The 12,822-nt window shown below is 65.0% G+C and carries 14 protein-coding genes and 1 tRNA gene; 11 read left to right on the forward strand and 4 right to left on the reverse strand.

Going from position 1 to position 12,822, the window contains the following annotated elements; all coding sequences use genetic code 11:
- Window positions 1-66 precede the first annotated feature (66 nt).
- From M9799_RS14120 to M9799_RS14130, 3 genes are all read left to right on the forward strand, one after another.
- The gene (locus M9799_RS14120; RefSeq protein ID WP_255662761.1) at window positions 67-189 is read left to right on the forward strand and encodes a hypothetical protein; all 123 of its coding nucleotides are present in this window, start codon (window positions 67-69) and stop codon (window positions 187-189) included.
- A gap of 29 nt (window positions 190-218) precedes the next feature.
- Window positions 219-545, forward strand: a complete 327-nt coding sequence (locus tag M9799_RS14125) for a plasmid stabilization protein (protein ID WP_231044523.1) — start codon at window positions 219-221, stop codon at window positions 543-545.
- 145 nt (window positions 546-690) lie between these two features.
- Window positions 691-1,587 carry an MBL fold metallo-hydrolase gene (locus M9799_RS14130; protein ID WP_231044524.1) on the forward strand — a complete coding sequence of 299 codons (897 nt, stop codon included), beginning with the start codon at window positions 691-693 and terminating at the stop codon, window positions 1,585-1,587.
- On the opposite strand, the gene M9799_RS14135 is transcribed toward M9799_RS14130, so the two are convergent.
- The gene (locus tag M9799_RS14135) at window positions 1,584-2,027 is read right to left on the reverse strand and encodes a VanZ family protein (RefSeq protein WP_231044525.1); all 444 of its coding nucleotides are present in this window, start codon (window positions 2,025-2,027) and stop codon (window positions 1,584-1,586) included. The two genes, M9799_RS14130 and M9799_RS14135, sit on opposite strands and share 4 nt — an antisense overlap.
- A 128-nt stretch (window positions 2,028-2,155) precedes the next feature.
- Window positions 2,156-4,690, reverse strand: a complete 2,535-nt coding sequence (locus tag M9799_RS14140) for an arginine/lysine/ornithine decarboxylase (protein ID WP_231044526.1) — start codon at window positions 4,688-4,690, stop codon at window positions 2,156-2,158.
- Window positions 4,691-4,833: 143 nt separating this feature from the next.
- Between M9799_RS14140 and M9799_RS14145 the strand changes: the two genes are divergently transcribed.
- The 3 genes from M9799_RS14145 to M9799_RS14155 all read left to right on the forward strand — a co-directional run bounded on the left by M9799_RS14145 (window position 4,834) and on the right by M9799_RS14155 (window position 6,382).
- Window positions 4,834-5,259 carry an NfeD family protein gene (locus M9799_RS14145; protein ID WP_231044527.1) on the forward strand — a complete coding sequence of 142 codons (426 nt, stop codon included), beginning with the start codon at window positions 4,834-4,836 and terminating at the stop codon, window positions 5,257-5,259.
- A 53-nt stretch (window positions 5,260-5,312) separates the two neighbouring features.
- Entirely contained in the window at window positions 5,313-6,230 is a 918-nt protein-coding gene (locus tag M9799_RS14150; protein ID WP_231044528.1) for an SPFH domain-containing protein, read from the forward strand.
- 62 nt (window positions 6,231-6,292) lie between these two features.
- Window positions 6,293-6,382, forward strand: a tRNA-Ser gene (locus M9799_RS14155).
- Between the two features lie 80 nt (window positions 6,383-6,462).
- Here M9799_RS14155 and M9799_RS14160 read toward each other — a convergent pair.
- A complete protein-coding gene (locus M9799_RS14160) occupies window positions 6,463-7,347 on the reverse strand; it encodes a LysR family transcriptional regulator (protein WP_231044529.1) in 885 nt (294 codons plus the stop codon).
- 120 nt (window positions 7,348-7,467) lie between these two features.
- Between M9799_RS14160 and M9799_RS14165 the strand changes: the two genes are divergently transcribed.
- The 5 genes from M9799_RS14165 (at window position 7,468) to M9799_RS14185 (ending at window position 11,445) form a co-directional block, all read left to right on the forward strand.
- Complete coding sequence (locus M9799_RS14165; RefSeq protein WP_231044530.1) at window positions 7,468-8,322, forward strand: amidohydrolase family protein; 855 nt, start codon at window positions 7,468-7,470, stop codon at window positions 8,320-8,322.
- 61 nt (window positions 8,323-8,383) lie between these two features.
- Entirely contained in the window at window positions 8,384-9,214 is an 831-nt protein-coding gene (locus M9799_RS14170) for an SDR family NAD(P)-dependent oxidoreductase (RefSeq protein ID WP_231044531.1), read from the forward strand.
- An 82-nt stretch (window positions 9,215-9,296) separates the two neighbouring features.
- Window positions 9,297-10,259 carry a Bug family tripartite tricarboxylate transporter substrate binding protein gene (locus tag M9799_RS14175; RefSeq protein ID WP_231044736.1) on the forward strand — a complete coding sequence of 321 codons (963 nt, stop codon included), beginning with the start codon at window positions 9,297-9,299 and terminating at the stop codon, window positions 10,257-10,259.
- Between the two features lie 5 nt (window positions 10,260-10,264).
- Window positions 10,265-10,783 carry a carboxymuconolactone decarboxylase family protein gene (locus M9799_RS14180; protein WP_231044532.1) on the forward strand — a complete coding sequence of 173 codons (519 nt, stop codon included), beginning with the start codon at window positions 10,265-10,267 and terminating at the stop codon, window positions 10,781-10,783.
- 2 nt (window positions 10,784-10,785) lie between these two features.
- On the forward strand, window positions 10,786-11,445 hold the full coding sequence (locus tag M9799_RS14185) for a hypothetical protein (protein ID WP_231044533.1): 660 nt from the start codon (window positions 10,786-10,788) through the stop codon (window positions 11,443-11,445).
- 89 nt (window positions 11,446-11,534) lie between these two features.
- Here the strand turns inward: M9799_RS14185 and M9799_RS14190 are convergent, their stop codons facing one another.
- Entirely contained in the window at window positions 11,535-12,680 is a 1,146-nt protein-coding gene (locus M9799_RS14190) for a zinc-dependent alcohol dehydrogenase family protein (protein ID WP_231044534.1), read from the reverse strand.
- Window positions 12,681-12,822: the final 142 nt, after the last annotated feature.

The following is a 12,822-nucleotide window of genomic DNA, read 5'->3' on the forward strand; positions in this document are numbered from 1 at the left end:
GCAAGCGCCTACCTGGAAGCCTTGCCAAGCCGGGTACAACGGTAGTCCACCAAGGAGACCCGAACCATGAACACGCAGCACCGGGACCCGCGCAAGGAGGAAGAACCTTCGCCCGAGCCCATCGATCAGCCCACCGAAGTGCCGCCGCTTGAGGTACCCGAGAAGCCGGCCAAGGAGCCCAATATCTGAGGTGGTTCCACCCATTGAAGGAGAACGCGATGCCACGAGGTGACAAGTCAGCCTACACGGACAAGCAAAAGCGCCAGGCCGAGCACATCGAAGCCGGCTACGAGGACCGCGGCGTGGGCCACGAGGAGGCGCAAAAGCGCGCCTGGGCCACGGTCAACAAGGAAACCGGCGGCGGCAAGAAGTCGGGTTCGGGGCGCGGCAAGCCCGAGGACCACTCCGCATCGCGCAAGGGTGGCGAGAAGGGCGGCAAGGCCGCCGCGGCGCGCACGCCCGAGCAGCGCTCGGCCTCGGCCAAGAAGGCTGCGGCCACGCGCAAGCGCAATGCCGAGGCTAAGAAGTCCGGCTCCGGGTCCTGAGCAGCGCGGCCTGTTCCTGCCCGCGCAGCCAAATCCCTGCGCGCAGCAGGCCCGTGCCCGGCATTTCCCCTCGGGAGGAGTTGCTGACACAATCGCGCACTCTGGCGCAGCGCACGACAGCCCGCGCCGATGGCAGGAGCAGCGAATGCTGGCACGGCACATGCAGATTGAATCCTTCCACGACCGCGGCACGGGCACGGTGACCCATGTCGTGGCCGACACGCGCACCGGCCAGGCGGCGGTGATCGATCCGGTGCTGGATTTCGAGCCGCATTCCGGCTCGCTGACCTGCGCCTCCGCCGACCGGGTGATAGACCTGCTGCGCGCGCGCGGCTGGCAGCTGCAATGGGTGCTGGAAACCCATGCGCATGCCGACCATCTCTCGGCGGCCCAGCATCTGCGCCATGTGCTGGGTGGCAAGGTGGCGATCGGCGCGCGCATCCGTCAGGTGCAGGAAATGTTCCGCAGCGTGTTCCGCTTCGAGCGCGGCTTCCTGCCCGATGGCAGCCAGTTCGACCACCTGTTCGAAGACGGCGAGCGCTTTCGCATCGGCGAGCTGGAGGTGAGGGCGCTGTGGGTGCCGGGGCATACGCCTGCCGACATGGCCTACCTCGTGGAAGACGCGGTGTTCGTGGGCGACACGCTGTTCATGCCTGACGTGGGCACGGCTCGCGCGGATTTCCCGGGTGGCGATGCCGCCACGCTGTACCGGTCGATACAGCGCCTGCTGACGCTGCCGGATGACACGCGCGTGCATGTCTGCCACGACTATCCTCCGCCTGCGCGCGCCGCAGCGTGGGTCAGCACGGTGCGCGAGCAGCGCAGCGGCAACATCCATGTCCGGGACGGCACCACGCAGGAGGAGTTCGTGAGGATGCGCACCGCGCGCGATGCGTCGCTGTCCATGCCGACGTTGATCCTGCCGGCGGTGCAGGTGAATGTGCGGGGCGGCCGGCTGCCTGCGGCCGAAGGCGGCCGGTCCTATATCCAGGTGCCGGTCAATGCCTTCCTGAAGCACGGGGCCGTGCCGCAGGGGATCTAGGCTCCGGCCAGGCCTTCGCGCGGCGATGCCGGCCGCGCCAGGCGCGCAGCCAGGGCCACGCCGATGAGGGCGCCCGCGGTGTTGGCCAGGGCGTCCAGCAGCTCGGCACTGCGGGTGAGCGTGAACAGCGCCTGGCCCGCCTCGATGCACAGGCCATAGGCGGCGCACAGCAGCACGATGCGCCCTGCCATGCGCAGGGGCTTCGATGTGGCGGGCCGGCTGCGCCACAGCAGCCAGGCCAGCATTCCATGCATGCCCGCATGGGCCAGCTTGTCGATATGCGGCAGGCGCCACCAGCCGGGCGCGCCGCCGCCGGCTTCCTGCAGGCAGCCCCAGGCCATGGCGATGGCCCAGCCGAAGGCGGCGAGGCGCCAGAGCCAGGCGCAGACATGTGCCGAGGATAGTGAAGACAGGCTGGGAGCGCTGACGAGAGGCTGCAAGAGCGGGCTTTCAAAAGTGGACCAGCGGCACAAGGCCGCTGGTAATGGACGTCATCCTTCGATCCTTCGGCAGGCTCAGGATCGGGACGAACGGTTGAGACAGGAACCGCCTGGCCTTTCCAGGCAGGTCAGATCTTCCGGCTGAAAGGTCCGTCGGACCCCAGCTGCACCAGCTCCTTCTCGCCCTTGCCCGGCGTGGCCGTGGCGCGGGCCTTGCGCTTGGCGGTGGTGCGATTCTCGGTCATGTTCTCGACCTCGGCTTCGGTCGGGGCTTTGGCGGAGGTTTTCGCCGCTGCCCTCTTGGCGGGCGTCTTTGCCGCGGCCTTCACCGGCGCCTTGGCGCGCGCTGCGGCCTTGGGCTGGGCTTCGGCCTTGGGCACTTCGGCCACGCAGTCCGCGTAGAAGCGCACCACGCCGGCTTCGTCCACTTCCTCGACCAGCCCGTGGATGTCGGTCTCGAAGCCCGGGCACTCCTTGGCGAAGTCGCGCGCGAACAGCAGATAGTCGACGATCTTGCGGTTGAAGACTTCGCCGGGAATCAGCAGCGGAATGCCTGGCGGGTAGGGCGTGACCAGGCCGACGGTGGTGCGGCCTTCGAGGTTGTCGATCTCGACGCGCTCGGTCAGGCGCTTGGCGATGTGCGCGTAGGCATCCGAGGGCTTCATCGACGGCGTCAGGTCCGAGAGGTACATCTCGGTGGTCAGGCGGGCGATGTCGTGCTTGGCGTACATCTGGTGCACATGCTGGCACAGGTCGCGCAGGCCCATGCGCTCGTACTGCCGGTGCTGCTGGCAGAACTCGGGCAGGATGCGGTACATCGGCTGGTTCTTTTCGTAGTCGTCCTTGAACTGCTGCAACGCCGTGAGCATGGTGTTCCAGCGGCCCTTGGTGATGCCGATGGTGAACATGATGAAGAACGAGTACAGGCCGGTCTTCTCGACCACCACGCCATGCTCCGACAGGTACTTGGTGACGATGGACGCCGGGATGCCGGTCTTGTCGAATTCGCCGTCCAGGTTCAGGCCGGGCGTGACGATGGTCGACTTGATCGGGTCCAGCATGTTGAAACCGTCCGCCAGATCGCCGAAGCCGTGCCATTTGGCTGAGGCCTTCTTGCCCTTGGCCCTGGCCTTGGCGCGGAAGATCCAGTCCTCGGCGGTGCCCAGGCCTTCCTCGATGATGTCGTCGGGACCCCAGACGCTGAACCACCAGTCGTCCTTGCCGAATTCCTCTTCGACCTTGCGCATCGCGCGGCGGAAGTCCAGTGCCTCGGCCAGGCTTTCCTCCACCAGCGCCGTGCCCGCAGGCGGCTCCATCATGGCGGCGGCCACGTCGCAGCTGGCGATGATGCTGTACTGCGGGCTGGTCGAGGTGTGCATCAGATACGCCTCGTTGAACAGATGGCGGTCGAGCTTCTGCGTCTGCGAATCCTGCACCAGCACATGCGAGGCCTGGCTGATGCCGGCCAGCAGCTTGTGGATCGACTGCGTGGCATAGACCACCGAATGCTTGGGGCGCGCGCGCTTCTTGCCCATGGCGTGGTAGCTGCCATAGAAGGGGTGGAAGGCGGCGTGCGGCAGCCAGGCCTCGTCGAAGTGCAGGTTCTCCACATAGCCGTCGACCATGCTCTTGATGGTCTCGGTGTTGTAGAGCACGCCGTCATAGGTCGACTGCGTCAGCGTCAGCACGCGCGGCTTCACGGCCTTGGCGTCCACGCCCTGCAGCAGCGGGTTGGCGGCGATCTTGGCCTCGATGGTCTCGGGCGCGAATTCGCTTTGCGGGATCGGGCCGATGATGCCGAAGTGGTTGCGCGTGGGCTTGAGGAACACCGGGATCGCGCCCGTCATGATGATCGAGTGCAGCACCGACTTGTGGCAGTTGCGGTCAACGACGACCACGTCGCCCGAGGCCACGGTGTGGTGCCAGACGATCTTGTTCGAGGTCGAGGTACCGTTGGTCACGAAGAAGCAGTGGTCGGCATTGAAGATGCGCGCGGCATTGCGCTCGCTCTCGCCGATGGCGCCGTTGTGGTCCAGCAGCTGGCCCAGTTCCTCGACGGCGTTGCAGACGTCGGCGCGCAGCATGTTCTCGCCGTAGAACTGGTGGTACATCTGGCCGACCGGGCTCTTGAGGAAGGCCACGCCGCCGGAATGGCCCGGGCAGTGCCAGCTGTAGGAGCCGTCCTCGGCGTAGTCCAGCAGCGCCTTGAAGAAGGGCGGCTGCACGCTTTCCAGGTAGTTCTTGGCTTCGCGGATGATGTGCTTGGCCACGAATTCGGGAGTGTCCTCGAACATGTGGATGAAGCCATGCAGCTCGCGCAGGATGTCGTTGGGCAGGTGGCGGCTGGTCTTGGTCTCGCCGTGCACGTAGATCGGCACGTCGGCGTTCTTGCGGCGCACTTCCTCGATGAAATTGCGCAGGCTCAGCACGATCGGGTCGAGCCCCGAGCCCAGGGTGAATTCCTCGTCGTCGATGGACAGGATGAAAGCGCTGGCCCGGCTTTGCTGTTGGGCAAACTGCGTAAGGTCACCGTAGCTGGTCACGCCCAGCACTTCGAAGCCCTCGGCCTCGATGGCTTGCGCCAGGGCGCGAATACCTAGACCGGAGGTATTCTCGGAACGATAGTCCTCATCTATGATGATGATAGGAAAGCGGAATTTCATCGGCAGCCTCCGTTGTACCGGGCTTAAAAAATCGAAAACAGGCGCGAGTGTAAGGAATATCCTTATGGCGTCTGTGAAAGTTTGGACCTTATCACCGCTGGATGTGGGGAAGTGCAAACAATGGAACAGACTGAAAGGGATGTATGGCGAGTTTCACCATCTGGTGGTTGATTGCAGGGGTGTTGGTGGTGGCTGAGTTGCTGACCGGCAGTTTCTATCTGCTCATGCTTGCTGCCGGCGCCGTGGCGGGCGCCATTGCGGCGCACGCTGGCGTGGACGAAACGTCGCAGATCCTCGTGGCCGCGCTGCTGGGCACCGTCGCCGTGGCTGGCTGCTATCTGCTGCGCCGGCGCCATGCGCTGCGCAACCCGGTGCAAAACGATCGCAGCATGAACCTGGATATCGGCGAATCGGTACAGGTCGACCACTGGGCCGCCGATGGCACGGCGCAGGTGCGCTACCGCGGCGCGCAGTGGACCGTGGTGCTGCGCCCGGGCAATGCGCCCACCCCCGGAATGCACCGCGTGGCCGAGATCATCGGCAACCGATTGCTGGTCGACAAGCTCTGAGCACGGCCCGGGCTTCTTTTCAACTGATTCAACTGGCTCGAGAGGGAAACTCCATGGAAATCGCTATCGTCGTTCTGGTCATCGCCGCCATCTTCATCGCGCGCTCGATCAAGGTCGTGCCCCAGCAGAACGCCTGGATCAAGGAGCGCCTGGGCAAGTACGCGGGAACGCTCACGCCGGGCCTGAACTTCCTGGTGCCCTTCGTCGACCGCGTCGCCTACAAGCACAGCCTCAAGGAAATTCCACTCGACGTGCCCAGCCAGGTCTGCATCACGCGCGACAACACGCAACTGCAGGTCGACGGCATCCTGTACTTCCAGGTCACCGACCCCATGCGCGCCAGCTATGGCTCGTCGAACTACATCATGGCCGTGACGCAGCTGGCGCAGACCTCGCTGCGCAGCGTGATCGGCAAGCTTGAGCTCGACAAGACCTTCGAGGAGCGCGACATGATCAACGCGCAGGTCGTGGCGGCCATCGACGAGGCCGCGCTCAACTGGGGCGTGAAGGTGCTGCGCTACGAGATCAAGGACCTGACGCCGCCCGCCGAAATCCTGCGCTCGATGCAGGCGCAGATCACCGCCGAGCGTGAAAAGCGCGCGCTGATCGCCGCTTCGGAAGGCCGCCGCCAGGAGCAGATCAACATCGCCACCGGCCAGCGCGAAGCCTTCATCGCGCGCTCCGAGGGCGAGAAGCAGGCTGCCATCAACAACGCCCAGGGCGAGGCCGCCGCGATCACCGCCCTGGCCGAGGCCACCGCCATGGCCCTGGAACGCATCGCCGAAGCCATCCGCCAGCCCGGCGGCGAGCAGGCGGTGCAGCTCAAGGTCGCCCAGAGCGCGGTCGAGGCCTACGGCAAGGTGGCTGCCGACGCCAAGACCACGCTGATCGTGCCGAGCAACATGACCGAGGTCTCGGCGCTGATCACCTCGGCGATGAAGATGGCGCAGGTGGGTGGCGAGCGCAACTAATTTCGCTTATTTCACGCAGTTGGCTTTGAGCGCACCAAAGTGTTGCTACAATTGCGGTCTTCGGAGAGGTGGATGAGCGGTTTAAGTCGCACGCCTGGAAAGCGTGTGTGGGCTAATCCCCACCGCGGGTTCGAATCCCGCCCTCTCCGCCAAAACACAAAGCCCCGCCTAGCAATAGGTGGGGCTTTTCTGTTTGTCCTCAGGGTGGTTCAGCAGACCGAATCCACCTGTGCTACCCCAATTGTTCGGCAACCACGCGTTTGAGCAGATGCTCCGCAAAACGCGTGACCCGGTTTGCAGGGCGCGCACGCGGTACCGCCAGTACCAGGCGATTGCGTACGACGGGTGACACCACCTGGGCCACATGCAGCGCCAGCGGTGAAGCCCAGGCCTTCGCTGCACTCCAAGGCAGCACGGAGTCGCCCATCCCCCGTGCCACCAGGGACAGCACGGTATGCACCGAGTCCACCTCGGCAACCAGGCGCAGCGGCAAGCCACGCGGCTCGGTGTAACTCTCCAGCAAGCGCCGCAAGGCATTTGGGCCGCGCGCCATCGTCAGGCTGCGCTGCGACAGGGCGGACAGGCGGATCTTGCTCGGCAAGGCCTCACTGCTCACCAGCACCAGGGGTTCACGCAGCAAGGTCTCCATCATGATCTGGGGCGAATGTGGGGGATCGAACAGCAGCGCAAGGTCCAGACGACCCGCCATCAGCCATTCGCGCAGACTGACACTGAGGTTCTCTTCGATGCAGATGGTGACATCAGGGTATTCCTGCAAGAAACCCTGAACCAAATCCGCAGCGATGGCACGCGCCACCCAAGGCGGCAAGCCGATCGTCACTCGCCCGCGGGGGCTGCGCAAGCGCTCCTGCATATCGGACTCCGCTTGCGCCGCAAGCGCCAGGATTCCATGCGCATGTTGCAGCAGGGCACGGCCTGACTCCGTCAGCACCACGCCCCGGCCCGTGCGCTCCAAAAGCCTTTGGCCCAGCTCCTCCTCCAGCAGCAACACCTGCCGGCTCAATGCGGGCTGCGACAAATGCAAGGCCGCTGCAGCGCGGCTGAAGCTGCCGGCTTCGGCCACCGCCACGAAGTAAGTCAGTCGGGTGAGATCCATTCAGACACCTTGGAAGCGCCAATTTCCATACGTTTGTTCGATAGCAGATATTAGCCAATTTGATGTGATGAAACCATTTTCAAGAACCAAAATTGGCCCAACGAATCAATGACGCCTGCCATGTCCGAGAAAACCTATACCGATACACCCTCCAAGCCAGCACTGACCCTGCCAGCCGGTGCTTGCGATGCGCATGTGCATGTGTTTGGCCCATGCGCTCGGTTTCCGTATGCGGTCGAGCGCAGCTTCACGCCTGCCGATGCCGGCAAGGAGAGCCTGTTTGCCTTGCACCGCCACCTGGGCATCTCGCGCTGCGTGATCGTGCAATCGGCGTGCCACGGCTTCGACAACAGCGCCGTGGCGGACGCCATTGCAGCGGGCCAAGGCAAATACCTGGGCGTTGCACTGGCGCCTGTCGATATGAGCGACAGCGAACTGGCAGTCCTGGCGGCGCAAGGCTTTCGCGCCGTGCGCTTCAACTTCATGCGCCACCTCGCCGGTGCCCCGGTCGAAGACGTGCTGGCACTGACCCCGCGCCTTGCCGCATTGGGAATGCATTTGCAGGTGCATTTCGAAAGCAGCCTGGTGCATTCGGTTGGCGCACAACTGCAAGCCAGCGCAGTGCCGGTGGTGATCGATCACATGGGCCGCGTCGATGCCCGCCTGGGCGCGGCACACGAAGATTTCCAAGCGTTGCAGGGCCTGCTGGCGCGCAATCCACAGTTCTACGTCAAGGTCAGCGGTGTCGACCGCATCGACAGCGTGCCGCCCTATATCCATGGGAAGCCGCTGGCACGTCAGCTGGTGGAGCGCTTTCCCCAGCAATGCCTGTGGGGCACTGATTGGCCACACCCCAACCATACCCATATCCCGGATGACGGCCAATTGGTCGACGCACTGGCCGAGATCGCACCCACACCACAACTGCTGCAGGCCCTGCTGGTCGACAACCCCCAACGCCTCTACCAGTTCTGACCTCTCTCCCCCTGCGCGCCTTGCGCACTGGCCCGACTACACCCACAACGAGACGACACCGATGCCATTCGATCAATATTCCCCCGTCAACCCCCAGGGCCGCCTGGCCGGCAAGGTGGCCTTCGTCACCGGCGCCGGCTCGGTCGGCTCCGGCTGGGGCAACGGCCGCGCCATCGCCATGCGCTTTGCACAAGAAGGAGCCAGCGTGTTCGGCGTGGATCGAGATGCCGGCCGCATGGTGGAAACCCGGGAAATGATCGAAGCCGCAGGGGGCCGGTTCGTCACCGGCCACTGCGACGTCACCAGCAGCGCATCGATTGCCGAAGCCATCGATGCTTGCGTGCAGCAGTTGGGCCGCCTGGATGTGCTGGTCAACAACGTGGGCGGGTCCGCCAAAGGCGGCCCGGTGGAAATGAGCGAGGAAGTCTGGGACTCCCAAGTCGACCACAACCTCAAAAGCGTGTTCCTCACCTGCAAGCATGCCTTGCCCCACATGATCTCCCAGAACAGCGGCGCGATCATCAACATCTCGTCTACCTCCGGCATTCGCTGGACTGGCGCGGCCCAAGTGGCCTACGCCGCCACCAAGGCGGGTGTGATTCAGCTGTCGCGTGTGCTGGCGGTGCAATACGCCAAGCAAGGCATCCGCGTGAACACGGTGGTGCCCGGTCAGCTGCACACCCCCATGGTGGAAGTGCGCCTGGCGGGCCAGCGCGCGGATGGCGATGTGAACAAGCTGCTCGAACAACGCCAATCACGCATTCCCCTGCCTTTCATGGGTGACGGTCGCGACACCGCCAACGCAGCGCTGTACCTGGCCTGCGACGAATCGCGCTTTGTCACCGGCGCCGAAATCCTGGTCGATGGCGGCATGTCTGTGCGCTGCGACTGAAAGCGCAGGCTGCGCACGGCCCCGCCTCGGTCCTGATGTTGGTCAAATATTAATAAAGGAGACTTCCATGGCTGCTTTTCGTATGAATCGCCGTATCTTTTCTGCTTGTGCCGCAGTTGCTGTCCTCACTTGCTCCGGCTTGGCCGGCGCACAGCCGCAGTTGACTCGCATCGTCGTGGCCTTCCCTCCGGGCGGCCCTGTGGACTTCGTCGCACGCACGCTGGCTGAGCAGCTGGGCAAAGAGTTGGGCCAGACGGTAGTCATCGAAAACAAGCCCGGTGCGAATGGTGCAATCGCCGCCGACCATGTCTCGCGCTCCTCGCCCGACACGCGCACGCTCTGGCTGACCAGCGTGGGTGCCGTGGCCATCAACCCCTCGCTGTATCCCAAGCTGAGCTACAAGCCTGCGACCGACCTCACACCGGTGTCGCTGGTGGTCAACAATGTCGAGATGCTGGTGGTCAATGCCAAGGCGCCATACAACACGGGCGCGGAGTTCGTGGAAGCAGCACGCAAGTCGCGCGCTCCGCTGACCATGGCCTCCTCGGGCACTGGTAGCGTGCCGCATTTGGCGATGGAGCTGCTCAACGAACGCGCCAAGATCAAGCTCTCGCACATCCCCTACAAGGGCGCAGCGCCGGCTATCACCGATGTGATGGCCGGCCATGTCGACGGATTCTTTGGCGACATCCCTGGCCTGATCGGGCAGATCTCCGCCGGCAAGCTCAAGCCCATCGGCATCGCGGCCAACAAGCGCCATCCCCGCTTCCCCGATGTGCCGACCTTTGCCGAGATGGGCATCCAGGGAGTGGACTCCGACAACTGGTACGCCCTGTTCGCCCCCAAGGGAACGCCGGCCGCCGAAACCGAGAAAATGAGCAAGGCGGTCCAGCGATCCCTGCATACCCCGGGGGTCAAGAGCAAGCTCGAAGCCTCTGGCGCCGAAGTCGCAGGCAGCACGCCTGCAGAGCTGGCCAAGGCACTGGACGCTGACACCAGGAAGTGGGGCAACGTCGTACGTGCCAACAACATCACTCCGGACTGACCATCATGAGAATCACCCCTGTCACCCCCGGCACCCGGCCGGAACTGGCCGACGTGGAACGCCAGATCATGGCGGAGCGCGGACGCATCTCCGAGCTCTACCAAGTGCTGCTCAACAGCCCCCCGATCGCCCATGGCTGGGAGCAGATGCTTTCCGCTGTGCGCAACCGCAGCAGCTTGGACGCAGGACTGCGCGAACTGGTCATCCTGCGCGTTGCCGTGCTCAACAATGCTCCTTACGAGTTCAACGCCCATGTGCCGCATGCCCAGAAGGGTGGCAAGAGCGACGCAGCCATCGAAGCCACGCGCACGGTTCCTGCTGCCGCCGACGCACCATGGACGGCGCTGGAACGCATTGCCATCCAGCTGACCGACGCCATGACGCGCGACATCACTGTGAGCGACAGCCTGTTCGAACAGGTCCGCGCCCACTTCAATGCACAGGAGCAAGTGGATCTGGTCGCTACCATCGCGGCCTACAACATGGTCTCCCGCTTTTTGACAGCCTTCCATATCGGGCATTGACCATGCATGACTCCGCCGTGACCACCCACAGCATCTTGCTCCAATGGACGATGCCGGCGCCCACCGAGGCACAAGCGCAAGCGCTTGCCTCGGTGGTCTACGGCGCGGCCTTCGCGGACTCCGTCAGCCAGGCTGCCGGCTTGCCCTGTGCGCTGCATATGAGCCGCTTCGCTTGGTCGCACGATACCGGACGCACCTATGTGTATGCCGATCTTGCGGCCCCTGCAGCACTCTCTGCACCAGCGCTGGCGGCACTGCAGGCGGCGGCGCAAAAGCAACTGGAGGGGGCAGACCTGACGGTATCTCGGCTGGAGCTGGTATTCGATTGTCCTGGCGCCTCGTACGGGCAGCAGGGTCCTGTGCACTACGTGGTCGAGACGGACCCGGCCGAAGGCTGGCAATCCGAAATCTTCAACTGGTACGACCAGGAGCACATGCCGGGTCTGGCGGCAGTGCAGGGCAATGTCCACGCGCGGCGTTACCTGAACCATGATGCAGGGCCTTTGTCTTTGGCCTGCTACGACCTGTTGTCGCCCGACGTGCTGGGTTGCCCGGCCTGGCTGAAGGTGCGAGCCACCGCCTGGAGCGATATCGCCCGGCCACACTTCACCAACACGCTTCGCACCATGTTCCGCACGGTGGAGCCCGGCGGCCGGACCTGAGAACGCACTGACGCCCTTCGGAGGCGGCACGAAGCGGTGCTGCTTCGTGCGGCCAAGGCATCAGGCGAAGGAAGATCTCCTGATCCAGATCATCGGCTCTGCGCCGCCGCCCCGAACGTCACCACCAGGCGCACCGCCTGGCCTTCATGCAACTGGTCGAAGGCCTTGTTGATGTCCTCCAGTTGCAGCGTGCCGCTGAGCAGCCTGTCCACCGGCAGCCGGCCCTGGCGGTACAGGCTCAGATAGCGGGGAATGTCGCGCGTCGGCACGCAGGTGCCGATGTAGCTGCCCTTAAGCGTGCGCTCCTCGGCCACCAGGCTGACGGCGGGCAGAGCCATTCTTGCGGTGGGGGGCGGCAGGCCGGCTGTGACGGTGGTGCCGCCGCGCGCGGTGATGGCGTAGGCCAGCTCCAGCGCGCGCACCGAGCCGGCGAACTCGAAGGCGTATTCCACGCCCGCGCCGCTGAGCGCGCGGATCTGCTCGGCGGCGTCGGGCAGGCTGGCGTTGACGGTGTGGGTCGCGCCCAGCGTGCGGGCATGGGCCAGCTTTTCGTCCGACAGGTCGACCGCGACGATCTGCCGCGCGCCGGCGGTGTGCGCGCCCAGCAGCGCCGCCAGGCCCACGCCGCCCAGGCCGATGATGGCCACCGAGGCGCCCGCAGGCATCTTGGCGGTGTTGATGACCGCGCCCACGCCCGTGAGCACCGCGCAGCCGAAGAGGGCGGCATCGACCAACGGGATGTCCTTGTCTATGCGCACCAGCGAGTTGCGCGACACCACGGCGTGCTCGGCGAATACCGAGCAGCCCAGGTGGTGGTTGACGGGCTGGCCCACATGCGAGATGCGGCGCGCGCCCGACAGCAGCGTGCCCGCGCCGTTGGCGGCGGCGCCGGGCTCGCACAGCGCGGGACGGCCCTCGGCACAGGGCAGGCAGTGGCCGCAGCTGGGCATGAACACCACGACCACATGGTCGCCCGGCTGCAGGTCGCGCACGCCGGGGCCGGTCTCGACCACCACGGCCGAGGCCTCGTGGCCCAGCGCCATGGGCATGGGGCGCGGGCGGTCGCCATTGATGACCGACAGGTCCGAATGGCACAGGCCCGCGGCGGCAATGCGGATCAGCACCTCGCCTTCGCCGGGCGGCTGAAGCTCCACTTCCTCGATCTGCAGCGGCAGGCTTTGGGCATAGGGGTGGGCGGCGCCCATGGCGCGCAGTACGGCAGCTCTGGTTTTCATGAAGGGCGGAAGTCTTTCAGTACAGGGTCGCGAAGCCGGAATTCCGGAGGCAGATGCACAAGTGATGCCACGGCGTGCGAGCTGGCTGTGCACCCACATGCAGTTTTGTTTTCAAGCGTGCGTATGCGGCTTCGTGCTTTCC

The sequence above is a fragment of the Comamonas endophytica genome (assembly GCF_023634805.2).
In the GTDB taxonomy this organism is placed as follows: domain Bacteria; phylum Pseudomonadota; class Gammaproteobacteria; order Burkholderiales; family Burkholderiaceae_C; genus Comamonas; species Comamonas endophytica.

Coding starts and splice junctions, on each gene's coding strand:
- M9799_RS14120 (WP_255662761.1), top strand. CDS start 67: ATGAACACGCAGCACCGGGACCCGCGCAAGGAGGAAGAACCTTCGCCC.
- M9799_RS14125 (WP_231044523.1), top strand. CDS start 219: ATGCCACGAGGTGACAAGTCAGCCTACACGGACAAGCAAAAGCGCCAG.
- M9799_RS14130 (WP_231044524.1), top strand. CDS start 691: ATGCTGGCACGGCACATGCAGATTGAATCCTTCCACGACCGCGGCACG.
- M9799_RS14140 (WP_231044526.1), bottom strand. CDS start 4,690: ATGAAATTCCGCTTTCCTATCATCATCATAGATGAGGACTATCGTTCC.
- M9799_RS14145 (WP_231044527.1), top strand. CDS start 4,834: ATGGCGAGTTTCACCATCTGGTGGTTGATTGCAGGGGTGTTGGTGGTG.
- M9799_RS14150 (WP_231044528.1), top strand. CDS start 5,313: ATGGAAATCGCTATCGTCGTTCTGGTCATCGCCGCCATCTTCATCGCG.
- M9799_RS14160 (WP_231044529.1), bottom strand. CDS start 7,347: ATGGATCTCACCCGACTGACTTACTTCGTGGCGGTGGCCGAAGCCGGC.
- M9799_RS14165 (WP_231044530.1), top strand. CDS start 7,468: ATGTCCGAGAAAACCTATACCGATACACCCTCCAAGCCAGCACTGACC.
- M9799_RS14170 (WP_231044531.1), top strand. CDS start 8,384: ATGCCATTCGATCAATATTCCCCCGTCAACCCCCAGGGCCGCCTGGCC.
- M9799_RS14175 (WP_231044736.1), top strand. CDS start 9,297: ATGAATCGCCGTATCTTTTCTGCTTGTGCCGCAGTTGCTGTCCTCACT.
- M9799_RS14180 (WP_231044532.1), top strand. CDS start 10,265: ATGAGAATCACCCCTGTCACCCCCGGCACCCGGCCGGAACTGGCCGAC.
- M9799_RS14185 (WP_231044533.1), top strand. CDS start 10,786: ATGCATGACTCCGCCGTGACCACCCACAGCATCTTGCTCCAATGGACG.
- M9799_RS14190 (WP_231044534.1), bottom strand. CDS start 12,680: ATGAAAACCAGAGCTGCCGTACTGCGCGCCATGGGCGCCGCCCACCCC.